This is a genomic window from Neorhizobium sp. S3-V5DH, from assembly GCF_004343065.1.
GTDB lineage: Bacteria > Pseudomonadota > Alphaproteobacteria > Rhizobiales > Rhizobiaceae > Neorhizobium > Neorhizobium huautlense.
The window spans coordinates 78,484-101,852 of the sequence record NZ_SMCL01000003.1 but is presented as its reverse complement, the minus strand read 5'-3'; the positions used below and the strand labels follow the sequence as shown (position 1 = coordinate 101,852).

19 protein-coding genes are annotated in these 23,369 nt (G+C 61.7%); 14 read left to right on the top strand and 5 right to left on the bottom strand.

What is annotated here, in order from left to right; all coding sequences use genetic code 11:
- Positions 1-40: 40 nt before the first annotated feature.
- The gene (locus tag EDE09_RS06490) at positions 41-784 is read right to left on the bottom strand and encodes a glutathione S-transferase (RefSeq protein WP_105371475.1); all 744 of its coding nucleotides are present in this window, start codon (positions 782-784) and stop codon (positions 41-43) included.
- A 2-nt stretch (positions 785-786) separates the two neighbouring features.
- Positions 787-1,422, bottom strand: coding sequence for a UdgX family uracil-DNA binding protein (locus EDE09_RS06485; RefSeq protein WP_105371476.1), 636 nt, complete (start codon positions 1,420-1,422; stop codon positions 787-789).
- A gap of 172 nt (positions 1,423-1,594) precedes the next feature.
- On the opposite strand from EDE09_RS06485, the gene EDE09_RS06480 reads away from it, so the two are divergent.
- Positions 1,595-3,937, top strand: coding sequence for a glucose/quinate/shikimate family membrane-bound PQQ-dependent dehydrogenase (locus EDE09_RS06480; protein ID WP_105371586.1), 2,343 nt, complete (start codon positions 1,595-1,597; stop codon positions 3,935-3,937).
- A 62-nt stretch (positions 3,938-3,999) separates the two neighbouring features.
- On the opposite strand, the gene EDE09_RS06475 is transcribed toward EDE09_RS06480, so the two are convergent.
- A complete protein-coding gene (locus EDE09_RS06475; RefSeq protein WP_105371477.1) occupies positions 4,000-4,281 on the bottom strand; it encodes a BON domain-containing protein in 282 nt (93 codons plus the stop codon).
- A gap of 59 nt (positions 4,282-4,340) precedes the next feature.
- Positions 4,341-6,284, bottom strand: a complete 1,944-nt coding sequence (locus tag EDE09_RS06470) for a PAS domain-containing sensor histidine kinase (RefSeq protein ID WP_105371478.1) — start codon at positions 6,282-6,284, stop codon at positions 4,341-4,343.
- Between the two features lie 195 nt (positions 6,285-6,479).
- On the opposite strand from EDE09_RS06470, the gene EDE09_RS06465 reads away from it, so the two are divergent.
- From EDE09_RS06465 to EDE09_RS06455, 3 genes are read left to right on the top strand one after another with little or no spacing between them, the layout of a single operon-like run.
- A complete protein-coding gene (locus tag EDE09_RS06465) occupies positions 6,480-7,082 on the top strand; it encodes a TetR family transcriptional regulator (RefSeq protein WP_245422813.1) in 603 nt (200 codons plus the stop codon).
- A gap of 49 nt (positions 7,083-7,131) precedes the next feature.
- Positions 7,132-8,289 (top strand): efflux RND transporter periplasmic adaptor subunit, encoded by a 1,158-nt coding sequence (locus tag EDE09_RS06460; RefSeq protein WP_105371480.1) that lies wholly within the window; start codon positions 7,132-7,134, stop codon positions 8,287-8,289.
- A 24-nt stretch (positions 8,290-8,313) separates the two neighbouring features.
- Positions 8,314-11,475 carry an efflux RND transporter permease subunit gene (locus EDE09_RS06455; protein WP_132409417.1) on the top strand — a complete coding sequence of 1,054 codons (3,162 nt, stop codon included), beginning with the start codon at positions 8,314-8,316 and terminating at the stop codon, positions 11,473-11,475.
- Here EDE09_RS06455 and EDE09_RS06450 read toward each other — a convergent pair.
- Positions 11,421-12,410 carry a LysR family transcriptional regulator gene (locus tag EDE09_RS06450; RefSeq protein WP_105371482.1) on the bottom strand — a complete coding sequence of 330 codons (990 nt, stop codon included), beginning with the start codon at positions 12,408-12,410 and terminating at the stop codon, positions 11,421-11,423. The two genes, EDE09_RS06455 and EDE09_RS06450, sit on opposite strands and share 55 nt — an antisense overlap.
- Positions 12,411-12,586: 176 nt before the next feature.
- Here EDE09_RS06450 and EDE09_RS06445 point away from each other — a divergent pair, with 176 nt between their 5' ends.
- From EDE09_RS06445 to cysP, 10 genes are all read left to right on the top strand, one after another.
- Positions 12,587-13,789 carry an ABC transporter substrate-binding protein gene (locus EDE09_RS06445; RefSeq protein ID WP_105371483.1) on the top strand — a complete coding sequence of 401 codons (1,203 nt, stop codon included), beginning with the start codon at positions 12,587-12,589 and terminating at the stop codon, positions 13,787-13,789.
- Positions 13,789-14,571 (top strand): ABC transporter ATP-binding protein, encoded by a 783-nt coding sequence (locus EDE09_RS06440; protein WP_105371484.1) that lies wholly within the window; start codon positions 13,789-13,791, stop codon positions 14,569-14,571. The genes EDE09_RS06445 and EDE09_RS06440 overlap by 1 nt, the downstream gene beginning before the upstream one ends.
- Positions 14,568-15,269 (top strand): ABC transporter ATP-binding protein, encoded by a 702-nt coding sequence (locus tag EDE09_RS06435; protein ID WP_105371485.1) that lies wholly within the window; start codon positions 14,568-14,570, stop codon positions 15,267-15,269. The genes EDE09_RS06440 and EDE09_RS06435 overlap by 4 nt, the downstream gene beginning before the upstream one ends.
- Positions 15,270-15,525: 256 nt before the next feature.
- Positions 15,526-16,413 (top strand): branched-chain amino acid ABC transporter permease, encoded by an 888-nt coding sequence (locus EDE09_RS06430; protein WP_105371486.1) that lies wholly within the window; start codon positions 15,526-15,528, stop codon positions 16,411-16,413.
- A gap of 1 nt (position 16,414) precedes the next feature.
- Positions 16,415-17,413: a branched-chain amino acid ABC transporter permease gene (locus EDE09_RS06425; RefSeq protein WP_105371487.1), complete on the top strand. Its 999-nt coding sequence runs from the start codon at positions 16,415-16,417 to the stop codon at positions 17,411-17,413.
- Positions 17,414-17,426: 13 nt separating this feature from the next.
- The gene (locus EDE09_RS06420; protein ID WP_132409415.1) at positions 17,427-19,022 is read left to right on the top strand and encodes a GMC family oxidoreductase; all 1,596 of its coding nucleotides are present in this window, start codon (positions 17,427-17,429) and stop codon (positions 19,020-19,022) included.
- Between the two features lie 221 nt (positions 19,023-19,243).
- A complete protein-coding gene (locus tag EDE09_RS06415) occupies positions 19,244-20,323 on the top strand; it encodes an enoyl-CoA hydratase/isomerase family protein (RefSeq protein ID WP_105371488.1) in 1,080 nt (359 codons plus the stop codon).
- 80 nt (positions 20,324-20,403) lie between these two features.
- Positions 20,404-21,291 carry a 3-hydroxyisobutyrate dehydrogenase gene (gene mmsB, locus EDE09_RS06410; protein WP_105371489.1) on the top strand — a complete coding sequence of 296 codons (888 nt, stop codon included), beginning with the start codon at positions 20,404-20,406 and terminating at the stop codon, positions 21,289-21,291.
- A 585-nt stretch (positions 21,292-21,876) separates the two neighbouring features.
- Complete coding sequence (locus EDE09_RS06405; protein ID WP_105371490.1) at positions 21,877-22,116, top strand: hypothetical protein; 240 nt, start codon at positions 21,877-21,879, stop codon at positions 22,114-22,116.
- 215 nt (positions 22,117-22,331) lie between these two features.
- Positions 22,332-23,330, top strand: a complete 999-nt coding sequence (gene cysP / locus EDE09_RS06400; protein WP_105371491.1) for a thiosulfate ABC transporter substrate-binding protein CysP — start codon at positions 22,332-22,334, stop codon at positions 23,328-23,330.
- The last annotated feature ends 39 nt before the right edge of the window (positions 23,331-23,369 follow it).

Genomic DNA, 23,369 nt, shown 5'->3' with positions numbered 1-23,369 from the left:
GTGGCCGTCATCGTTGCGACGATCGCGCCGGTTTTCCTTTTTATCTGATCCCGGTTCGGCCCGGATCCTGGTCCAATTCCGGATAATGCCGGAATATTCCGGACTGGTTGAAGGCGAGCCGACGATCGGACTTGAGATAGGCGTTGAGGTTTGGCCGATCGCGGACCATGTCGCGCAGTCTGGCAACACGCGGAAAAGAGCTGTCGAAGTTCTTCATGGCGCGGGGGAAGGCATAGGCGAGCCCTTCCGAAACATGAAACAGCGACAGATCCACGTAGCTTAGCGCACCGCCGATCGCGTAGCCGCCGCTTGCCGGATTGCCCTCGATGATCCGGTCGAAGTAACCCATGAACTTCGGCACGCGGTTTTTGAGGAAGGCCTCCGTACGCGCCTTGGCCTCGTCCTTCTGGTCTTCGTAATAGTCGTCGGTGCTGATCGGATGGTGCGTGTCGTGCGCTTCCATCACGAAATCGGCGATCGTGAGCTGCAGGCCGTGCGCAAAGATCCGGTACTTCTCGTCCTTCGGAACCAGATTCAGTTTCGGGCCGAGATAGTGCAGGATGTTGGCCACATGGGAGACGATGATGTCGCCATCCTTGAGAAACGGCGGAGCAAAGGGCGTGCAGAGATAACCGTGTTTACCACGCAGATATTCCATCATGGCGGACATCCCGTGGCTGGTTCGCACCACGTCGAGATATTTGGCGCCGGCTTCCTCGAGAGCGAGGCGCACGAATTCGCCCCGGCCGGGAATGCCGTCCCAGTAATAAAGTTCGTATGCCATGCCTACTCCACAAAATCCGCGATCTTCCTCAGGTCCTCAACAAACCGGGCCCTGTTCATTTCCGCATCCGGCTGATCCATGGTCCGCAGCAATGCCGAGGGATGGATGGTGACGAGGACCGGCAGCCCGTCTGGCGAACGCAACACGGTTCCCCGGTCGCGGGTGACCTTGGCCTGCCGTCCCAGTAAGGAATAGAGCGCCGTCGCGCCCAGCGCCACGGCAAGTTTCGGCTTCACCAGCCGCAGTTCGGCCGCCAGCCACCAGGCACAGGCCTGCACTTCGCCGGCATTCGGCTTTGCGTGGATGCGGCGCTTGCCGCGGGCGGCGAACTTGAAATGCTTGACGGCGTTGGTGACGTAGCAGAGGTCGCGGTCGACGCCCGCTTCGTCGAGGCAGCGGTCCAGCAGCCTGCCGGCCGGCCCCACGAAGGGTTTGCCCGCTAGGTCTTCCCTGTCCCCCGGCTGTTCGCCCACGAACAGGATCCTTGCCCGTCCGGGCCCTTCACCGAAGACGAGATGGGTGGCGTTTTTATAAAGATCGCAACGGGTGCAATTTTCCGCGTCGTTCCTGACGTCGGAAATGTGGTCTCCGTCTGCGCCCGTCGTTTCGAAAGCGGGGCCTTTGCGGGAGGTCAGCATGCCGGAACTCCTTGATGTGGCAGAACCAGCTCGACTGCCGCAGGTTCCGGAAAATCGAGCGGGGGAATGTCCGGTCGTGCTGGAACCTTTCCGCCAAGCTCGGGTTAAAGGCGCAGAGCGCGGATTGTTCCCACGCGGCTTCATATCTTTTTTGCGGACAGGGTTTTTCAAAATGGCCATCAAGATCACCGCGATCCTCTTTACGTTGATCGGGATCGCGCTGGCCGTCGGCGGCGGCCAGTTGGTGCTGCTCGGCGGAAGCGCCTATTATCTTATCTGCGGTCTGGGTTTCGTGCTGACTGCAATTCTTCTTTTCCTCAGGAAGTCCGTGGCGCTCAGGGTCTATGCGGTCCTCGTGCTGGCGTCGCTCGTCTGGGCGATCTGGGAGGTCGGCTTCGACTGGTGGCAGCTTGGACCGCGCGGAGGTGTCATCATTCTTTTGGGCCTTTGGCTGCTCACGCCCCCGATCCGGCAGCCGCTTGGCTTTCTCAGCCCTACCGGCGCACGTTATGGCGCAAGTGCCACGCCGCTTGCGATCTCGCTGGCGATTGCCATTGCGGTCGCCGTCCTCTCGATGTTTATGGATCCGCTCAGCAAAACCGGCGAATTGCCGACACAGTCGGTGGCGGCGGCGCCCGCCATGGGCGGAAACGTACCCCCCGGCGAATGGCATCAGTATGGACGCACGCCTTTCGGCCAGCGTTATTCGCCTCTCGACCAGATCAACCTGGACAATGTTGCCAACCTCACGGAGGTCTGGCGCTACCAGACCGGCGACGTCAAGCTTCCGGAGGATGTGGGCGAGACGACCTATCAGGTGACGCCGCTCAAAGTCGGCAACTCCCTCTATCTGTGCACGCCGCACAACTGGGCGATCGCCCTGGACGCCACCACCGGCCAGCAGAAATGGAAATATGATCCCAATGCCGGCCTCAATCCGGACAGGCAGCACCAGACCTGCCGGGGCGTGTCCTATTACAAGGATCCGGCAGCGGCGGCCGGAACGCCCTGCGCGGAACGCGTCTATCTGCCGACTTCGGATGCACGCCTGATTGCGCTCGATGCGGCAAACGGCCAGGTCTGCCCATCCTTCGCCGACAACGGCACGCTGCGTCTCGAGGCCGGCATGAAATACAATCCGGCCGGCTATTATTATTCCACGTCGCCACCCGCGATCGCCGGCAACAAGATCATCATCGGCGGGGCGGTCAACGACAACTATTCCACTCAGTCGCAGTCGGGCGTCATCCGGGCCTTCGACGTCAATACGGGACAACTGATCTGGAACTGGGATTCGGGCAATCCGGGGCAGACGCAGCCGCTTCAGCCCGGCCAGACCTACACGACGAATTCGCCGAACAGCTGGTCCGTCTTCAGCGTCGATGAAGAACTGGGGCTCGTCTATATCCCGCTCGGCAACCAGGTTCCCGACCAGCTGGGCATGGGCCGCAGCGAAAGCGTCGAAAAATATTCATCCTCCATCGTGGCGCTCGACCTCAATACCGGTGCGGACCGCTGGGTGCGCCAGACGGTGCATCACGACCTCTGGGACATGGACGTTCCCGCCCAGCCGGTGCTTCTCAACATCACCAAGCCGGACAACAGCGTCGTACCGGCGCTGGTCGGACCGACCAAGCAGGGCGATATCTACGTGCTCGATCGGCGCACCGGCGAGCCGATCATTCCGGTGACGGAAGAACCGGCGCCGGGAGGGGCGATCCCTGAGGATTTCACCGCTCCGACGCAGCCGACATCCGCCTTGACCTTCAAGCCGGAGCCGCTTGAGGAAAAGGACATGTGGGGCGTCACCATGTTTGACCAGATGGTGTGCCGTATCCGCTATCACCAGTACAACTACCAGGGCCGTTACACGCCGCCGTCCCTCAGGGGCACAATCGTCTATCCCGGCAATTTCGGCACCTTCAACTGGGGCAGCGTCGCGATCGACCCGGAACGGCAGGTGATGTTCGGCATGCCCACCTATCTCGCCTTCACTTCGCGCCTGGTGCCGCGCTCCGAGATCCCGCCGAAGGAGCAGGATCAGAAGGGCAGCGAACAAGGCCTTAACCGCAATGAGGGGGCACCCTACGGCGTGTATATGGGACCTTTCCTCGGCCCCTTGCAGATCCCCTGCCAGGCGCCGCCCTGGGGTTATGTCGCCGCTGCCGATCTGCGGACAGGCGAGATCGCCTACAAGCGCCGCAACGGCACCGTCTACGATATGACGCCGCTGCCTCTGCCTTTCAAGGTCGGGGTGCCCGGCATCGGCGGTCCGATGATCACCAAGGGCGGCCTGGCATTCCTCGGGGCGGCCGTCGACAACTATTTGCGGGCCTATAACCTCACCACCGGCGAGGAACTCTGGAAGGCGCGGCTGCCCGCCGGTGGGCAGGCCACGCCGATGACCTATGCGGTCGACGACGGCCGTCAATTCGTGGTGATGGTGGCCGGCGGCCACGGCTCGGTCGGCACCAAACCGGGCGACTACGTCATCGCCTACGCGCTGCCGCGCTGACGAATGGCCTGGAGTGCTCGAAGGCCCGAAGGTCTTGCCTTCGGGCCTTCGCCGTGATCGCTTCAAAAGCCCGCAAGGCCCTTGGCGCTGATCTCGTTTCGGACGTCTGTGACGCCAGCGACGCCGCGTGCGACTTCCCCGGCTCGGGCGATCTCGCGTTCCTGCAGGACAGTGCCTGCCAGCGTGACGGTTGCACCATGGGCCGTCACAGTCACGTCGGAGGCGTCTATGCCGCCGGCGGATGCGAGCGCATCGGAAACGGCGCCTTCCAGGGTGGCGCTCGGCGGAAATTCCGCTTCGACTTCCGGCGGTGTCTCGTGAAAATGCTGATGTTTGAAAACCATTGATCGCTCTCCGTTCCTGTCAAGGTCCGGCCAAACAACGTTTGTCGTAGCGAATTGGTTCAGGCTGCGCCCGCCAATACCGAGGCGATGGTTTCCTGAAGCTGGTTCTGCGAGAATGGCTTCGGCAGCCTTGGCAGACGGTTGTCGCCGCCCGAAGGCAGTTCGGCGTAACCGGTTGCCAGGACGACCGGAAGCCCCGGCCATTCCTCGCGGATGGCGGCTGCAAGTTCCGAACCGGTCATGCGCGGCATCGAATGATCCGTGATGACAAGGTCGACTTTGTGAGCGCCGCTTTTCAGCTCCCGGAGCGCGTCGACGCCGCTGTAGGCTTCGATCACGGTGTGACCGAGGTCCTCCAGCATCAGCGTCGTGTTCATCAGCACGAGAGCGTCGTCATCGACAGCCAGGATGGTCAGATTGCCTTTGGGAGGGTCGACAAGCGCGGACATCGCCGTCTCAGAAGGTGGAGGGCAGTCGTTGACATCGGCGACGGGGAGGAGCAGCGAAACGGTCGTCCCGTGCCCCTTTTTGCTCTCGATCAACAGCTTGCCGCCGGATTGTTCGGTCAGGCCCTGCACCATGGAGAGCCCGAGACCGGTACCTTTGCCGACACCCTTGGTGGTGAAGAACGGTATGGCGGCCCGTGAGATCGTCTCGCTGTCCATGCCTTCCCCGGTATCGGCCACGGACAGCCGGACATAGTGGCCGGGCTTCAGCTGCTTGTGATGTTCGTCCGCGACATAGTCTTCGGCAGCAATCGTAATCAGGCCGCCGCCGGGCATGGCATCGCGGGCATTGACGACAAGATTGAGGAGGGCCGTTTCGAGCTGCACAGGATCCGTGACGACCGGAGCCACATTGCCTGAAAATCGCGTTTCGATGCGCACCTCGGCGCCAAGCGACCGCTGAACGAAGTCCATCATGTTGCCGATCAGCGCGGGGGCATCGACCGTCTGCATGTTGAGTTGCTGGCGGCGGGAGAAGGCCAGCATGCGCTGCGTCAGCGCGGCACCCCGCTCGGCGCCCTGGATGGCGTTGTCGAGCAACGGCGTGATCGAAGGGTCCTGAGGCAATCGCTTCTTCAGAATTTCAAGGCTGCCGAGGACTGCCATCAGGAGATTGTTGAAATCATGGGCGACGCCGCCGGTGAGCTGGCCGATCGCCTCCATCTTCTGGGCTTGAAAGAGCTCTTCCCGGGCCTTTGCAAGTTCCTTCTGCGCCTCGATCTTTTCGGTGATGTCGCGGGTGATCTTGGCAAAACCGATAAGCTCGCCGTTGTCGTCGTGGATCGCATCGATGATCACATGAGCCCAGAACCGGGTACCGTCCTTGCGCTGCCGCAGGCCCTCCCTCTCGGTCCGCCCTTCTTTCCTGACCATATCGAGGCTGCGCTGCGGCTCGCCGCGTTCGCGGTCTTCCTCCGTATAAAATTGAGAGAAGTGTTTTCCGACGATTTCCTCGGCCTGGTAGCCCTTGATGCGTTCAGCGCCGACGTTCCAGCTGCTGACGTAGCCGTCGGGATCGAGCATGTAGAGCGCGTAGTCGGAGATGCCCTGAACGAGAATCTGGAATTGCCGCTCGCTCCGCCTGAGCTCGAGTTCGGCCTGTTTCCGCTCCGTTAGATCGCGGGTTACCTTGGCGAAACCCAGAAGTTCGCCCGATCTGCTCCATATCGGATCGATGATGACATGAGCCCAGAAGCGGTTGCCGTCCTTTCGCACCCGCCAGCCCTCGCTTTCGAAGCGGCCTTCGCTCGCCGCCGTCCGCAAGGCCTTTTCCGGCAGACGGGCTAGGCGGTCTTCGGGGGTGTAAAAGTGTGAAAAATGCTTTCCAAGCACTTCCCAGGCTTCGTAGCCTTTAAAGCGTTGCGCTCCCGGGTTCCAGCTCACGATCCGGCCGTCCGCATCCAGCATAAAGATCGCATAATCGGTAATTGCGTCCACGAGAAGTCTATAGCGCTCCTCATCAAGCAACGAGACGTCGTAACTTTGCGTCATACTCATTAATCGTCCCCAGCGCCGGCGGATCGCGCGGCGCGACGTAGCGTAACGTGCAACGCCCGGAATGGTTCCCGCCACGGTGCGACCTTAACACGATTCGCCCCTTTCGGCGGAGTCGGCGTTGACAAACACATGTGATGAGTTTACGACTGACGAAATATGAAATTCGTCAGTCGTAAACAGAAGGCCGCCAGCAAGATGGATTCCATGGAGCAGACCCTGGAGACAACGAAGCAGGAGAACGTCACCCGCATCCTCGATGCGGCAGAGCGTCTCTTCAAGCACTACGGCTACACAAAGACCAATGTCGCCGATATCGCCCGCGATCTCGGCATGTCGCCGGCCAACATCTACCGTTTCTTCTCCTCGAAGGCGGACATCCACCAGGCGCTCGCCCGGCGCATGCTGGAAGCAAGCCAGGCCGTCGCGCTTGAAAACGCAAGGCGCCCGGTAAGCGCGACAGAACGGATCCGCGACCATTTCCTGCAGCAGCACCGCATCACGGTCGAAACGTTTCTCCATGAGAACAAGGTGCACGAGATGGTGGTGATCGCCATCGAGGAGCAGTGGGGGGCCGTGCAGGACCACATCGAGAAGATGCGCGTCATCGTCGCCGGCCTCATCCGCGAAGGTATCGAGACTGGCGAATTCCGCGAGCAGAATCCGGACGTGGCGGCGGAATGCTGCTGCTCCAGCATGGTTGTGCTCTGCCATCCGCAGATCGTTGCCGAGTGTCTGGTCGAGAACCGGCACAGTACCCCTGCCGATATCGTGGAATTCGTTTTGCATGCATTGAAGTGATCGGCGCCGGACGCGCCTTTTTCGTTACCCGCTATTAGGAGTGCGGACCATGTTTGTCGTGACGCCCAGAAATCACGTGTCTTTTTTCTCCAAGGCTCTGGCGCTTGCTGCAGCGCTCGCCGTCCTCACCGCCTGCTCGGAAGAGAAGAAAGCCGAAGCGCCGGAAGTGGTGCGCCCCGTGAAGGTGGCTGAAATTGCCGCTCCCGATCAGGGGCGGCGGCTTGAATATTCCGGCTCCGTCAAGGCGCGCACGGAAATGAATCTCGGCTTCCGCGTTGCCGGAAAGGTCACCGAGCGGCTTGTAGATGTCGGCGACCGCGTCAGCCATGGCGAAGTCCTGGCGCGGCTGGATAACGTGGACTACGAATTGGCGGTTCGTCGCGCCGAAGCAGATCTGGCCTCCGCACAGAAGCAGGTGGAAATCTCCGAACTTGCCTATCGCCGCGCCGACTCGCTTCACTCGAAGAATATCACCTCGCAATCGGAACTGGAGCAGGCGGCGCTTGCCCGGGACCAGGCCGTTTCCGCCCGCCAATCCGCTCAATCCGCCCTCGATCAGGCGCGCAACCAGGTGGCTTATACCGAGCTCAAGTCCGACCAGAACGGCATCGTCACGACGGTCAGCGCCGATATAGGCCAGGTCGTCAGCATCGGCACGCCGGTCATGGCCGTTGCCGTCGATGGCGGCAAGGAAGTGCAGGTTGCCGTTCCGGAAGTAGAGGTTGGTCAGTTCAAGCCCGGCAAGACGGTCAAGGTCCGCTTCTGGTCCGCCGCCGATCTCGTGCTCGACGGCAAGGTCCGCGAGGTGGCCGGCAGCGCCGATGCGCAGTCGCGCACCTTCGCGGTCCGCGTAAGCCTGCCGGAAGACCCGCGCGTGCTTCTCGGAATGACTGCCACGATCGAAGCCGCCGAAGACAACGCGGTGCAGACCTGGTCCATTCCGCTTGCGGCGCTCGGCAAGAAAGAGGGTCATCCGGTGGTCTGGATCGTCGATCGCGAGAAGGGGACCGTCAGTTCCCGCGCCGTTACCGTCGCCGATTTCTCCGATGACGGCGTACGTGTCCTGCAGGGGCTCGAAAAAGGCGATCTCGTCGTTTCGGCCGGTACCCAGTTCATGCAGGAAGATATGAAGGTGAAGCTGCCCGAAACCGTTGCGTCCCGCTTCGGCTCCGTCAGCAGCATCAGCACCGCTTCGATTGCGCCCTGATTTCCGGTTTCAAGGACCACGACCATGAACTCCTCGCATCAGGCCGATCCCTCGGAAAAAGCCTCATTCAACCTGTCGCGCTGGGCAATCGCCCATCCAAGCATCGCGCGCTTCCTGTTTGGCCTCATCATCGTCATGGGCGCGCTCGGCATCATGAACATGGGCCAGAAGGAAGACCCGGATTTCACCTTCCGCGTCATGGTAGTTCAAAGCGTCTGGCCCGGCGCCTCGATCGACGAGATGCAGAACCAGGTGGTCAACAAGATCGAGCGCAAGCTGCAGGAGACGCCGCATCTCGATTTCGTGCGCTCCTATACCCGCGCCGGCTTCGCGATCACCACCGTCCAGATCAACGGCGATACTGATGGCGAGGAAGTCGCCGACGCCTTTTATCAGGTGCGCAAGAAGATCGGCGATATCCGGCAGGAACTGCCGTCCGGCCTGCTCGGCCCCTATTTCAACGACGAGTTCGGCGATACATTCATCACGCTGCACGCGATCACCGGCGAAGGCTACAGCTTTCCCGAGCTCAAGCAGTTCGCGATCCAGGCGCGTGACATACTGCTTGCGACGCCCGGCGTGGAAAAGGCCGTCATCCTCGGCGATCAGCCGCAGAAGATCTTCATCGACGTCTCGTCCAAAGCTCTTGCCGAGCGCGGTCTGACCGTTCTCAACATCCGCGACGCGCTTTCCGGCCAGAATGATGTCGATCCTTCCGGCAGTGTGGAGACCGCCGACCATTCCGTGCGGATTTCTGTCGAAGGCGGTGTTACGACGCCGGAAGACATTCGCGAATTGCGGTTGCGCGCCGGCGATCAGGTGATCCGGATCGGCGATATCGCCACCGTCAAGGAAGGTCTCGAAGATCCCTTCCAGCGCAAGTTCCGCTTCAACGGAAAGGACAGCGTCCAGCTTGGCGTCGTGATGGCCAAGGGCTTCAAGGTCACCGATGTCGGCCACGAGCTTGAAGCCGCCTATCACCGCTTCGAACAGACCCTGCCGGTCGGCGTTTCGGTCGAGCAGATCTCCAACCAGCCGGAAGTCGTGACGGAGGCGGTCGGCGAGTTCACCCAGGCGCTCCTCGAGGCGTTGGCGATCGTGCTCGTCGTCTCGCTGATCTCGATCGGCTGGCGCTCGGGAATCGTGATCGCGATCGCCATCCCGCTCGTGCTCGCGGCCACGCTTGCGATCATGTACTACCTGGGCATCGAGCTGCAGCGCATCTCGCTCGGCGCGCTGATCATCGCGCTCGGGCTCCTCGTCGACGACGCGATGATCGTGGTCGAGATGATGGAGCGCAAGCTGGAGGAGGGGCTGCACCGCATCGACGCCGCAAGCTTCGCCTATTCCTCCACCGCCTTCCCGATGCTCACCGGCACGCTGATCACCACCGCCGGCTTCATTCCGGTCGGTTTTGCCGAGTCGACCGCCGGCGAATATGTCCGTTCGCTGTTCTTCGTGGTCGGTATCGCGCTCGTCGTATCCTGGTTCGTGGCGGTCTATTTCACGCCCTGGCTCGGCTACATGATCCTGAAACAGCGGGCGCATGCCGGCACCCATCATGATGTCTATGACACGCGTTTCTACCGGCGGCTCCGCTCGACGGTCGGCTGGGCCGTCCGGCACCGGATCATCGTTCTCCTTCTGACGATCGGTGTCTTCGCCGGCAGCCTCTGGTCTTTCCAGTTCATCCCGCAGAGCTTCTTCCCGCAGTCGTCGCGGCCGGAAATCCTGGTCGACATGTGGCTGCCGGAAGGCACGGCGATCGAAGAGGTGGAGCGCCAGGCCAAGGCGCTGGAAAACAAGATCCTGCCCGATGAGGACAAGACCTTCGTTGCTACTTTCATCGGCGAAGGAGCCCCGCGCTTCTTCCTGCCGCTCGACCAGCAGCTCCGCAACCCGAACTATGCGCAGCTCCTGATCATGTCGAAGGGTGTCGAAGAGCGTGAGCGGCTGATCGTCAAGCTGAGGGACATCCTCGCGAAGGATTTCCCGACCGTGCGCGGCAAGGTCGACCGTCTCTTCCTCGGTCCGCCGACCGGCTGGCCCGTGCAGATGCGCGTGGTCGGTCCCGACAAGGCCGAGGTCCGCCGTATCGCCGATCTCGTCAAGGAACGCTACCGGCAGCAGCCGCTGTTCGGCGCCATCCACGACGACTGGCTGGAGCCGGTGCCCGCGATGAAACTGGTCGTCGACCAGGATCGCGCCCGCGCCCTCGGCGTTACCTCGCAGCGCGTTCGCCAGATGCTGCAGGCCTCCGCCTCAGGCGCGCCGATCAGCGACTTCCGAGACGGCGAGGAAACGGTGTCCATCGTCGTGCGTGAACCGGAAGCGACCCGCAATCTGCTTTCGGCCGTGCAGTCGGTCTATGTGCCGACCGATTTCGGCGGCTTCGTGCCGGTCTCGCAGGTGGCCAAGGTCGTGCCCGTGCTCGAACAAGGCATCGAGTGGCGCCGCGACCGCCTGCCGACGATCACCGTCAAGGCGACGCTGCCGGATGGCATCGAGCCCACCCAGGTTTCGCTCAACCTCTACAACAGCATGGCCGATCTGCGGGCCAGCCTGCCGGCGGGCTACAAGATCGAGATCCAGGGCGGGGCTGAAGATTCTGCCGAAAGCCAGGCGTCGATCGCCGCCAAGGCGCCGATCATGCTGCTTGTCATCCTGCTCCTGCTGATGGTCCAGCTCCAGCATTTCGGCAAGGCCATGCTGGTGCTGGCGACCGGCCCGCTCGGCATCATCGGCGCCGCCATGGCGTTGTTGATCACAGGCGCGCCCTTCGGCTTCGTCGCCATCCTCGGAGTGATCGCGCTGCTCGGCATCATCATCCGCAACTCGATCATTCTCGTCGACCAGATCGATCAGGATATCGCCGCCGGCATGGACCGGATGGAAGCGATCGTCGGCGCCGCCGTCCGCCGTTTCCGACCGATCACGCTGACGGCATTGACTGCGGTGCTTGCGCTGATCCCGATCTCGCGCGGCCTGTTCTGGGGACCGCTCGCCTATGCAATGATGGGCGGCATTCTCGTGGCCACCGTGCTCACCATCCTCGTCCTCCCCGCCGGCTATGCGCTCTTCTTTGGTCGCGAACGTAAGAAGAAGAGCGATGATGACCTCCAGCCGGCAAATCAAGGCGACCTGTTCGAAAGCCGTGAAACACCCCTGCCCATGGCTGCCGAATAATGTCGCCCGCCTTCCTCCGGGGCTTGGAATCCCCGGAGGAAGGCGTTTTGATTGTGCTTGACGGCGTCGAAGATGTAGTCCGTCACCATGCGCACCCGCGGTATGTGGCTCAGGTCCCGATGGCAGACGAGCCAATAGTTGCGCCGCAGTTCCACCTCGTCCGGCAGGACGATCTGCAGATCCGGCTGCGTGCGGGTGATGAAATGCGGCAGCACGCAGAGCCCGAGCCCGTTCAAAGTGGCCGTCATCTGGGCGAAGATGCTTGAACTCTGGAACCGCGCCTTGATGCCCGGATGCACGTCGCCGAGGTAATCCAGGCCGGGAACGAAGATCATATCCTCGATATAACCGATGAAGGGATGCTCGAGCAGATCCTCCCGGCTGCGGATTGGAGCGGCCTTGGCGAGGTAGGATTTCGACCCGTAGACGTTCAGGTTATAGTCGGTCAGCTTTTCGGTGAGATAGGGGCCTTCCTTGGGAGGATCGAGCGACACGGCGATGTCGGCTTCCTTGCGCGACAGCGACATGATCTGCTGGATCGTCACCAGTTCGAGCGAAATGTTCGGATGGCTGTCGCAGAAATCGCGGATCTTGTCGGCAAAGAAGAAGTTCGCAAATCCTTCCGGCGCGCTCAGGCGCACCACGCCCCGCTGGGCGGTCGTCCCGGAGGTTATGTCTGCGGCAAGTCGATCCGCCTCCGCCTCGATCCGTTCCGCCGCCTCTATGAAGCGCTGGCCGAGCGCGGTCAGAACATAGCCGCGCGGATTGCGTTCGAAGAGTTTTACCTTGAGCGAAAACTCCAGCCGGTCGATGCGGCGCGAAACGGTGGCGTGGCTGGTGCGCAACTGCCGGGCAGCCGTCGAGAGCTGGCCGGTGCGGGCCACCGCCAGGAAATATTGCAGGTCGTCCCAGGTGAAGTTCGGATTTCCGGTCATGATCCCCCCAAGCATCTGTTCAAAAATGCACAGATGCTGTTTGCAATTAATTTGATGTTCCAGCTTGCGTCAATGGCGGTTTTACTAAAGCATGAGGTTGGGAATGGTCGCTTTGAGGAGAGTGGCTCACCAATTTTGAACAGACTCGCACTCTGGCATCTCTGGGAGGAGAAATCATGCGAAAGACAATTCTGACGTCCCTGGCGGTTCTTCTGGCAAGCGGCGCGGCCTTTGCGCAGAGCCCATCGGACGGCAAGGTCAAGATCGGCGTCCTGAACGACCAATCGGGCGTCTATGCGGATTTCGGCGGCAAGTCGTCGGTCGAAGCCGCGAAGATGGCGGTGGAGGATTTCGGCGGCAAGGTGCTCGGCGTGCCGGTCGAGATCGTCGACGCCGACCACCAGAACAAGCCTGACATTGCCTCCAACATTGCCCGCCAGTGGTACGATACCCAGCAGGTCGATGCGATCATGGAGCTGACCACTTCGTCGGTTGCGCTCGCCGTGCAGGCGATTGGTAAGGAAAAGAAAAGGATCAATATGGTCACCGGCGCGGCGACCACCGATCTTACGGGCAAGGCCTGCAGCCCCTATGGCTTCCATTGGGCCTATGACACCCACGCTCTCGCCGTCGGCACCGGCGGAGCGCTCGTGAAGCAAGGCGGCGACACCTGGTTCTTCCTGACCGCCGACTACGCCTTCGGTTACTCGCTGGAGCAGCAGACCAGCGATTTCGTTAAGTCGAGCGGCGGCAAGGTTGTCGGCGCGGTCCGCCATCCGCTGGCGAGCACCGACTTCTCCTCGTTCCTCCTGCAGGCGCAATCTTCCGGCGCCAAGGTCATCGGGCTTGCCAATGCCGGTCTCGACACGGCAAACGCCATCAAGCAGGCGGCCGAATTCGGCATTACTGCCGGCGGCCAGAACCTCGCGGCCCTGCTCTTCACGCTTGCCGAAGTGCATGGTCTGGGCCTTGAAGCTGCTCAAGGCTTGACGCTGACGGAAGGTTATTACTGGAACCTCGACGACAAGAGCCGCGAATTCGCCAAGAAGTTCTTCGCCCGCACCAAGAAGATGCCGAACATGGTCCATAGCGGAACCTATTCGGCGGTGACGCAATATCTGAAGGCGATCCAGAAGGCCGGAACGGACGACGCGGACGCCGTCTCCAAGGCGCTGCATGAAATGCCGGTCGACGATTTCTTCGCGCGCAACGGCACGGTCGCCAAGAACGGCCGCATGATCCATGACATGTACCTGCTGCAGGTCAAGAAGCCGGCCGACAGCAAGGAGCCGTGGGATTACTTCAATGTTCTCGCTACCATTCCCGGCAAGGAAGCCTACATGGATCCTGCAAAGAGCGGCTGCGAGCTGGTGAAGTAATGGCGGTTTCCGCGACAGCAACGCATGAGGAGCCGCGGGTGGTGCTTTCCGCCCGCGGCCTCACGAAACACTTCGGCGCCTTCGCGGCGGTGAAGAATGTCGATCTCGACGTCGAACATGCGCGCGTCCACGCCCTGATCGGCCCGAACGGGGCGGGGAAAACGACCGTCTTCAACCTGCTCACCAAGTTCCTGCAGCCGACATCCGGCTCGATCACCCTGCTCGGCACGGATATCACCAGGACCGCGCCGGACAAGGTGGCGCGCATGGGGCTGGTGCGCTCGTTCCAGATCTCCGCGGTCTTCCCGCATCTGACCGTGCTCGACAATGTCCGCGTCGCGCTGCAGCGGCCGAACAGTCTCGCAACGCAGTTCTGGCTGCCGATGTCCTCGCTCGATCGCCTGAACGCCCGCGCCGACGAGCTGATCGAGGCAGTCGGCCTCAAGCGGGAGCGTAACTCGCTGGCCGCCGATCTTTCCTACGGCCGCAAGCGTGTGCTGGAGATCGCCACGACGCTGGCGCTCGATCCGAAGGTCCTGCTGCTCGACGAGCCGATGGCCGGCATGGGGCAGGAGGATATCGGCACCGTTTCCAACATCATCCGCGAAGTCGCCAAGACCCGGGCCGTGTTGATGGTGGAGCACAACCTTTCCGTCGTCGCCGACATCTGCCACCACGTCACCGTGCTCCAGCGCGGCGAAATCCTCGCCGAAGGCGACTATGCCACGGTCAGCCAGGACGAACGCGTGCGGCTCGCCTATATGGGTTCGGAGGACGCATGACCCCTCTGCTGCAAGTTTCCAACCTCAATGCCTGGTATGGCGAAAGCCATGTGCTGCACGGCGTTGACATGACCGTGGGCGAGGGCGAGACGATCACCATTCTCGGCCGCAACGGCGTCGGCAAGACCACAACGCTGCGCACCATCGTCGGCATCATCCGCGAGCGGAAGGGCGAAATCCGCTTCGCTGGCAAGGACATGCTCGGCGTGCCCCTGCACAAGACCGCACATGCCGGTATTGGCTTCGTGCCGGAAGAGCGCGGGATCTTCTCGACGCTGACCGTCGAGGAAAACCTGATGCTGCCGCCGGTGGTGGCGGAGGGCGGCATGTCGCTCGACGAGATCTACGAACTTTTCCCGAACCTGAAAGAACGCCGCGCCAGCCCCGGCACGAAACTCTCCGGCGGCGAGCAACAGATGCTGGCGATCGCCCGCATCCTGCGCACGGGCGTGAAGTTGCTGATCCTGGACGAGCCGACCGAAGGACTTGCCCCGGTCATCGTGCAGAGGATCGGCGAGGTTTTGAAGAAACTCAAGGAGCGCGGCATGACGGTGCTCCTGGTGGAGCAGAATTTCCGCTTCGCAAGCCGCATCGCCGATCGCTTCTACTTGATGGAGCATGGCAAGATGGTCGCGGATTTCCCGGTCGGCGAACTGCCGGGCAAGATGGACATGCTGCATAAAGTGCTGGGGGTGTAGGGATGGTGATCGCTCTCAGGAAACCTCGGCATTTGGATATGGAATATGGGCGGTGCGGCAGGCTCCCGATCTCCCCCCTTGTGGGGGAGATGTCACCGGAGGTGACAGAGGGGGGTAGTACGGCAAGTTCGACTGAAGAGGGTGTGGCGCCACCCCCCTCTGCCCTGCCGGGCATCTCCCCCACAAGGGGGGAGATTGGCACGCCGCGCCGTCTTCCTCAAATCGCGACGACATTGGTCAGGAGGAGCCTCGCCCCATGACGATGATCTTCGGAATCCCGCTCCAGGCATTTCTCGGGCAGCTCCTGATCGGGCTGATCAACGGCTCCTTCTACGCGATGCTGAGCCTCGGCCTCGCCGTCATCTTCGGGCTGTTGCGGGTCATCAATTTCGCCCACGGCGCGCAATATATGCTCGGCGCTTTTGCGGCGATGCTGATGCTGCAGTATTTCGGCATCAACTACTGGTTCGCGCTGATCCTCGCGCCGATCGTCGTCGGCCTGTTCGGCGCATTCATCGAACGCACCATGCTGTCGAGGCTCTACAATCTCGATCCGCTCTACGGCCTGCTGTTCACCTTCGGCCTGGCGCTGACGATAGAGGGCACCTTCCGTTATCTCTACGGTTCATCCGGCCAGCCCTACGCGGTACCGGCGCAGCTTGCCGGCGGCACGAATCTCGGCTTCATGTTCCTGCCGATCTATCGGGGCTGGGTCGTCGTGGTATCGCTTGTCGCCTGTATCGGCACATGGCTGCTGATCGAGAAGACCAAGCTCGGTTCCTACCTGCGCGCGGCGACGGAAAACCCGGTTCTCGTACAGGCCTTCGGCGTCAACGTGCCGGTGCTCCTGACGCTGACCTACGGGATCGGGGCGGGGCTCGCGGCCTTCGCCGGCGTGCTCGCGGCCCCCATCTACCAGGTCTCGCCGCTGATGGGTTCGAACATCATCATCGTCGTTTTCGCGGTGGTCGTGGTCGGCGGCATGGGTTCGATCATGGGCGCGATCGTCACAGGCTACATGCTCGGCATCGCCGAGGGCCTCACCAAGGTATTTTACCCGGAAGCCTCGAATATCGTGATCTTCGTGATCATGGCGATCGTGCTTCTGCTGAGGCCCGCCGGCCTCTTCGGACGGGATGCGTAAGATGAGCGACATGACCCATACCGCAGCCAAACCGCGCGCCGAACGGTCGGCCACCGCGTCGATGACCTACGCGATCTTCCTCACCACGGGATTGATCCTGCTCCTTCTCGCGCCGCTGTTCTTCTACCCGATCTTCCTGATGAAGCTGCTCTGCTTCGCCCTGTTTGCCTGTGCCTTCAACCTGCTGCTCGGTTATACCGGGCTGCTCTCCTTCGGCCACGCGACGTTCTTCGGGGGGGCTGCCTATTTCACCGCCCATGTGGTGAAGGAATGGGGTTTCCCGCCCGAGCTCGGCGTCCTGACCGGCGTCGTCGGCGCAGCATTGCTCGGCCTCGTCATGGGTTACGTGGCAATCCGCCGGCAGGGCATCTATTTCGCGATGATCACGCTTGCGCTGTCTCAGATGTTCTTCTTCTTCTGCCTGCAGGCGGAATTTACCAAAGGCGAGGACGGCATCCAGTCGGTGCCGCGCGGGCATCTCTTCGGCTTCATCGACCTCAGCCAGTCGACCAATATGTATTACTTCGTGCTGGCGGTGTTCCTGATCGGCATGGTGGTGATCTGGCGCTTCATCAACTCGCCCTTCGGGATGATCCTGAAGTCGATCCGCGAGAACGAGGCGCGGGCCACCTCGCTTGGTTATTCCGTCGCACGCTACAAGCTCGGCGCCTTCGTGATGTCCGCGGCGCTGGCGGGCCTTGCCGGCGGCGTCAAGGCGCTGGTCTTCCAGTTCGCGACGCTCACCGACGTCGCCTGGCAGATGTCCGGAGAAGTCATCCTGATGACGCTGCTCGGCGGCATCGGCACGCTGATCGGGCCGATCTTCGGCGCCGGTCTGGTGGTCACCCTGCAGAACTATCTGGCGACCTCGGATTTCCCGGTAACGATCATCACCGGTGTCGTCTTCATGGTCTGCGTCCTCCTGTTCCGGCGGGGCCTTATCGGCGAATTCTATGCCTCCCGCCTCGGCCGCAAGCTCGGCTTCGAGCATCGGCGCTGAACGGTCACAAGCAATGGAAAATTACGATTACATTGTCATCGGCGCCGGCAGCGCCGGATGCGTCCTCGCCAACCGGTTGTCGAAGGACCCGGCAAATCGCGTCCTGATCCTGGAAGCGGGCGGCAACGACAATTACCACTGGGTGCATATTCCGGTCGGCTATCTCTACTGCATCAACAACCCGCGCACCGACTGGTGCTTCACGACTGAGAAGGAAGAGGGGCTGAACGGCCGCTCGCTCTCCTATCCGCGCGGAAAGATCCTCGGCGGCTGCTCCTCGATCAACGGCATGATCTACATGCGCGGCCAGGCGCGGGACTACGATCTGTGGCGGCAGATGGGCTGCACCGGCTGGGGCTGGGACGACGTGCTGCCGATCTTCAAGAAGAGCCAGGATTTCTATCGAGGCGCCGATGAGATGCACGGTGCCGGCGGCGAGTGGCGGATCGAAAAGCAGCGTCTCCATTGGGCGGTGCTCGATGCCTTCCAGAAGGCGGCGGAAGAGGCCGGCATCCCGATCGTCGAGGATTTCAACCGGGGCGACAACGAGGGCTCCAGTTATTTCGATGTCAACCAGCGCTCCGGCATCCGCTGGAATGCGTCCAAGGCCTTCCTGCGTCCGGCGATGAAACGTTCGAACCTCACCGTGCTGACGAAGGCGCATGTGCGGCGGCTGATCATCGAAAACGGCGAGGTCAAGGGCGTCGAATTCCAGCACGACGGCGTCACCAAGAAGGCCTATGCGGCAAAAGAAACCGTGCTCAGCGCCGGCGCGATCGGTACGCCGCATATCCTCGAGCTTTCCGGCGTCGGCCGCGGCGATATCCTGCAGAATGCGGGGGTCGATGTGGTCAAGGAGGTCAAGGGCGTCGGCGAGAACCTGCAGGACCACCTGCAGCTGCGCATGGTCTACAAGGTGACCGGCGTTCCGACGCTGAACGAAAAGGCATCGAGCCTGGTCGGCAAGGCCGCGATCGGCCTCGAATATGCATTCAAGCGCTCCGGGCCGATGTCGATGGCGCCGAGCCAGCTTGGCATTTTCACCAAGTCCGGACCGGACAAGGAAACGGCGGATCTCGAATATCACGTGCAGCCGGTCTCGCTCGACAAGTTCGGCGACCCGGTGCATGCATTTCCGGCCATGACTGCCAGCGTCTGCAACCTTCGCCCGGAAAGCCGCGGTTCGGTGCATCTGAAAAGCCCGGATTTTGCCGCTTCTCCGGCAATTCATCCGAATTATCTTTCCGCGCCGGCCGACCGGCACGTTGCCGTGAAGTCGATCCGGCTAACCCGGGAAATCGTCCGCAAGCCCGCATTCGCGCGCTATCATCCGGAAGAATACAAGCCTGGCCCGAGCTACGAGACGGAAGCCGATCTCGAAAGAGCCGCGGGCGATATCGGCACGACCATCTTCCATCCGGTCGGCACCGCCCGCATGGGCGCCGATCCGGAGAGTGTCGTCGATCCACGGCTGAAAATGCGGGCGCTTGGGAAATTGCGTATCGCCGATGCCTCGATCATGCCCAATATAACCTCCGGCAACACCAATTCGCCGACGATCATGATCGCCGAAAAGGCGGCCGAGATGATTTTGGCGGATAACAGGTAGGGTGGGATGTCGAATGTAGAGAGTTTGGACGGTGCGATGTTACCTTCTCCCCCGCGGGGAGAAGGTGGCCCAAAGGGCCGGATGAGGGGGCAAAGTCCTCGGTCTCGAAATGGGCGTTCTGCCGTGCGCTTCCTCATCGCCTCGCATTCGCTCGGCACTTCTCCCCGCTGGGGAGAAGGGAAAATCTCCCGCGCCGAACACCCAAAGGAGAAGGAAGCAGCATGCCCGATACCGCAAACCACACCGATGAAATCCTGCTCAATCGTATCGGCTCGGCCGCCATTATCCGGCTCAACCGGCCGAAGGCGTTGAACAGCCTCAATCTTTCCATGGTACGGACCATGAAGGCGGCAATGGAGCAGTTTGCGGGCGATCCGGACATTTCCTGCGTAATTTTGAAGGGGGAGGGCGAGCGGGGCCTGTGCGCCGGTGGAGATATCCGCGTCATCCACGAGATGGGCAGGACCAGGGACGCTGAGATGACGCGTTTCTGGCGCGAGGAATTTCCGCTCAATTACGCTATTTCCCATTACGGCAAACCCTATGTCGCGTTGATGGACGGCATCGTCATGGGCGGTGGCGTCGGTGTCGCCTCGCACGGCAAGCATCGCATCGTCACCGAGCGGACGAAACTCGCCATGCCGGAAACCGGCATCGGCTATGTGCCGGATGTCGGCGCCACCTGGCTCCTGCCGCGCGCTCCGGGCGAAACAGGTACGTGGATGGGGCTGACGGGCGAGATGATCGGTGCGGCTGACGCAATCTATGCCGATCTTGCCGATGTTTGCGTACCGTCCGAACGGCTCGATGCGCTGGTCGAAGCACTCGGCGAACTGAAGGGTGGCGCTTCGGACGAGCAGGTCCGCGCGGTGATGGATCGGTTTGCGGTCGTGCCGGGCGAGAGCCAGCTTCAGGCCAATCGCGATTTGATCAGCCGCTGCTTTGGTTTCGATACCGTTGAGGAGATTGTCGAAGCTCTGAATAAGGAGGATGATGCTTTCGCGGTGAAGACCCGCGAAGTGATCGCCAAACGCTCGCCGACGAGCCTGAAACTGGCCTTGCGGCTGCTGCGCCTGGGGCGTGGAAGCTCGAGCCTCGTCGAATGCCTGGAGCGCGAGTTCACGGTCGCTTCGGAACTGTTGCACAACCATGACTTCTACGAGGGGGTTCGGGCGGCTGTGATCGACAAGGACCGGAACCCGAAATGGCGGCCTCTAACGCTCGAAGAGGTGGGCGAGGCGGAGCTCGAAAAATATCTCGCCGTGCGGCATCCGGTTCTGTTTGCGGACCATCGGCTATAGATCGGGCCGCGCCCCGAAAATGGAAGCGGGTTTCGGGATAACGACCAAACGGCAGGAAGAAGAACAGACGGGAGGGAAAGATGACCAAGATCGCGTTTGTGGGCCTTGGAAATATGGGCGGACCGATGGCCGCCAATCTGGTGAAGGCGGGCCACGAGGTTCGCGGCTTCGATTTGTCGGAGGCTTCCGTAAAGGCCGCAACAGCAGCCGGTATCAAGGCCGCCGGCGCACTTTCGGAAGCCGTCAGCGATGCCGAATGCGTCATCACCATGCTGCCGAAAGGCCAGCATGTCACGGCGGTCTGGAGCGATCTGACGACGCTTTTGCCTGAGGGCACGCTGGTCATCGACTGCTCCACCATCGATGTGGAAAGCGCCCGCAAGGCGCACAAGCTGGCGGAGGTGATGAACTGCAGCGCGCTCGATGCGCCGGTCTCGGGCGGCACGGGCGGAGCGGCGGCCGGGACGCTGACCTTCATGGTCGGCGGTTCGGAAAAGGCTTTCGCAATGGGAAAACCCATATTGGAAGCCATGGGCAAGAAGATCGTTCATTGCGGTGCCCCCGGGGCCGGGCAGGCGGCGAAGATCTGCAACAACATGATCCTCGGCATTTCGATGATCGGCGTCTGCGAGGCCTTCGGGCTGGCGGAAAAGCTCGGTCTTTCGCATCAGGCGCTGTTTGACGTCGCCTCCACCTCGTCCGGGCAGTGCTGGTCGCTCACCAGCTATTGCCCGGTTCCGGGGCCGGTGCCGACCTCGCCCGCCAACAACGATTATAGACCCGGCTTCGCCGCCGCGCTGATGCTGAAGGACCTGACGCTGTCGCAGGAGGCAGCCAGGCAGACGGGGGCCGCCACGCCGCTCGGGCGTCACGCGTCCGAGCTTTATGCGGAGTTTGAGAAAGCCGGGCATGGCGGCGACGACTTTTCCGCGATCATCCAGATGCTGCGGGAGAAGGCGGGTGCCTAGGGTGGATCCGATCTTCTGATGCAGGCGGGCTTCGCCAACACGTTTGGCCACGCCGGCAGCACCGGCATGGTCGGGAACGGGGCAGGCAGTGGGTGATGCGGGTAGAAGGTAGATTTTGTCTGCCTGCCCCGGCCGCTTCGGCGATCATTCGAGGATTTCCCAGCCCTCGTCAGACCACTTTTCACGACCATCACCGGAACCGAGCCGAGAACCCGAGGAGGAGGCCGGTTCGCGAACCCGGTTCCCATCCGATGACGGGATGATTGTGGCGCGGCGGCGAGGGAGGGGGACGAAAAGAGCGGCTCGTTCGACGGAAGTCATTGAAGGGGTGGAGGATTATTTTTTGAGAGATCTTCGAATATCCCCGTGGGCATCTGCGGCTTATTTCGTGGACGAAATGGGAAACGCTTCGGGATACTTCGCCGACCAAAAAGGTTGATCCGGGTTGGGGATTGCAATCGATAGCCGATCAGCGCTGGACTTTTTCAGAGCAATCATAAAGAGGGGATGGCCGCTTCCGGGCGCAAACCGGAAGCGCCGTCTCGGCAGTCTTGAGGCCGCTTATTTTATGCACGGAGAAATAATATGAAAGTTATCAAGCTGATTTCGATCGCCATGATCGCACTGATTGCCGTCATCGGCTTCCGTTGGCACAGATACGTGACCAACAGCGAAACGGCGTATGAGGAGATCGGCATCGAACTGAACAGCCGGATGCCGGGGCCCATCAATAAATGGGGATGCGACAGGCTGCACGAAACCTTCGGCAATATTCTGCCCCCTTACGGCTGCCAGAGCGGCGCCGACGGCCGTCAGTGGCGCTAAGGTACCTGTCCGCCGAGAGCCCGTGGCGCATTCAAGCCCTGGGCTTTTCGGCGCGGGCCAAAGGGGGCATTGTAAAACAGGGGTAAAAGCTCCGCCAAATGATGCTGAAATGGAGAAAAATTTCCAAGCTCGCCATCTGGCGGGGTCCCCCCTTCCTCGCGGTCCGTCGTGTCTCCCGGTAGTTTCTCCGTCAGTCTCGAACACCGGAGAAATCCATGCACCGCCTCCTTATCCTCGGCACCGCGCTTGTCGCCCCCCTGGCCGCGCTTTTCGTAACGCCTGCGCTCGCCCAGCAGCCGAACAAACTCCTCAATGCCTCCTATGACATCGCCCGTGAAATCTTCGCGGCAGAAAACGAGGCCTTCATCAAGAGCCATCCGGGCGTCACGATCGATCAGTCGCATGCCGGTACCTCCAAGCAGGCCCGGTCCATCGTCGAAGGGCTGGAAGCCGATGTCGTAACCTTCAACCAGGTGACGGACGTCGATTTCCTGGTCAAACAGGGCTTTGTTTCGGCCGACTGGCAGAAGGAATTCCCGAACAGCGCCTCGCCCTTCTATTCCTTCCCGTCCTTCCTGGTGCGCGCCGGCAATCCGAAGAACATCAAGGACTGGGGCGATCTGGCGCGTGACGACGTGCATGCCGTCTTCCCGAACCCCAAGACCTCGGGTAACGCCCGCTACACCTATCTCGCGGCCTATGCCTGGGCCAAGGAAGCCTATGACGGCGACGAGGAAAAGATCGAAGCCTATATCGCCAAGATCTTCGACAATGTTCCGGTCTTCGATACCGGCGGTCGCGCCGCCACGACCACGTTCGTGGAGCGCGAGACGGGCGACGTGCTGATCACCTTCGAAGCGGAAACCCGCGGAATCGCCAAACAATACGGCGCCGACAAGGTCGAGGCCGTCACGCCATCCGTCAGCCTGCTTGCGGAATTCCCGGTTGCCATCGTCGACAAGGTCGCCAAGAAGCACGGCAGCGAAGCGCTCGCCAAATCCTATCTCGATTTCCTCTATTCCGAGGAAGGCCAGCGGATCGCCGCGCAGTTCGGCCATCGCATCAACAACGAGAAGGTGGCGGCAGAGTTCAAGAGCCAGTTCCCGGAAATCCGGCTCGTCAAGGTGGACGACGTGTTCGGCGGCTGGCAGAAGATCCAGTCGGAGCATTTCGCGTCCGGCGGCACTCTCGACAAGCTCTACGGCAGCCGTTAATCCGGCACCCTGACATTATTTGATCCTGCCCGGCGGATT

What these genes read in the sequence shown, in the direction of transcription:
- mmsB (WP_105371489.1), top strand. Translation starts at nt 20,404, where the DNA reads ATGACCAAGATCGCGTTTGTGGGCCTTGGAAATATGGGCGGACCGATG.
- EDE09_RS06460 (WP_105371480.1), top strand. Translation starts at nt 7,132, where the DNA reads ATGTTTGTCGTGACGCCCAGAAATCACGTGTCTTTTTTCTCCAAGGCT.
- EDE09_RS06470 (WP_105371478.1), bottom strand. Translation starts at nt 6,284, where the DNA reads ATGAGTATGACGCAAAGTTACGACGTCTCGTTGCTTGATGAGGAGCGC.
- EDE09_RS06420 (WP_132409415.1), top strand. Translation starts at nt 17,427, where the DNA reads ATGGAAAATTACGATTACATTGTCATCGGCGCCGGCAGCGCCGGATGC.
- EDE09_RS06445 (WP_105371483.1), top strand. Translation starts at nt 12,587, where the DNA reads ATGCGAAAGACAATTCTGACGTCCCTGGCGGTTCTTCTGGCAAGCGGC.
- EDE09_RS06450 (WP_105371482.1), bottom strand. Translation starts at nt 12,410, where the DNA reads ATGACCGGAAATCCGAACTTCACCTGGGACGACCTGCAATATTTCCTG.
- EDE09_RS06435 (WP_105371485.1), top strand. Translation starts at nt 14,568, where the DNA reads ATGACCCCTCTGCTGCAAGTTTCCAACCTCAATGCCTGGTATGGCGAA.
- EDE09_RS06405 (WP_105371490.1), top strand. Translation starts at nt 21,877, where the DNA reads ATGAAAGTTATCAAGCTGATTTCGATCGCCATGATCGCACTGATTGCC.
- EDE09_RS06490 (WP_105371475.1), bottom strand. Translation starts at nt 784, where the DNA reads ATGGCATACGAACTTTATTACTGGGACGGCATTCCCGGCCGGGGCGAA.
- EDE09_RS06415 (WP_105371488.1), top strand. Translation starts at nt 19,244, where the DNA reads ATGCCCGATACCGCAAACCACACCGATGAAATCCTGCTCAATCGTATC.
- EDE09_RS06485 (WP_105371476.1), bottom strand. Translation starts at nt 1,422, where the DNA reads ATGCTGACCTCCCGCAAAGGCCCCGCTTTCGAAACGACGGGCGCAGAC.
- EDE09_RS06430 (WP_105371486.1), top strand. Translation starts at nt 15,526, where the DNA reads ATGACGATGATCTTCGGAATCCCGCTCCAGGCATTTCTCGGGCAGCTC.
- EDE09_RS06475 (WP_105371477.1), bottom strand. Translation starts at nt 4,281, where the DNA reads ATGGTTTTCAAACATCAGCATTTTCACGAGACACCGCCGGAAGTCGAA.
- EDE09_RS06425 (WP_105371487.1), top strand. Translation starts at nt 16,415, where the DNA reads ATGAGCGACATGACCCATACCGCAGCCAAACCGCGCGCCGAACGGTCG.
- cysP (WP_105371491.1), top strand. Translation starts at nt 22,332, where the DNA reads ATGCACCGCCTCCTTATCCTCGGCACCGCGCTTGTCGCCCCCCTGGCC.
- EDE09_RS06455 (WP_132409417.1), top strand. Translation starts at nt 8,314, where the DNA reads ATGAACTCCTCGCATCAGGCCGATCCCTCGGAAAAAGCCTCATTCAAC.
- EDE09_RS06440 (WP_105371484.1), top strand. Translation starts at nt 13,789, where the DNA reads ATGGCGGTTTCCGCGACAGCAACGCATGAGGAGCCGCGGGTGGTGCTT.
- EDE09_RS06465 (WP_245422813.1), top strand. Translation starts at nt 6,480, where the DNA reads ATGGATTCCATGGAGCAGACCCTGGAGACAACGAAGCAGGAGAACGTC.
- EDE09_RS06480 (WP_105371586.1), top strand. Translation starts at nt 1,595, where the DNA reads ATGGCCATCAAGATCACCGCGATCCTCTTTACGTTGATCGGGATCGCG.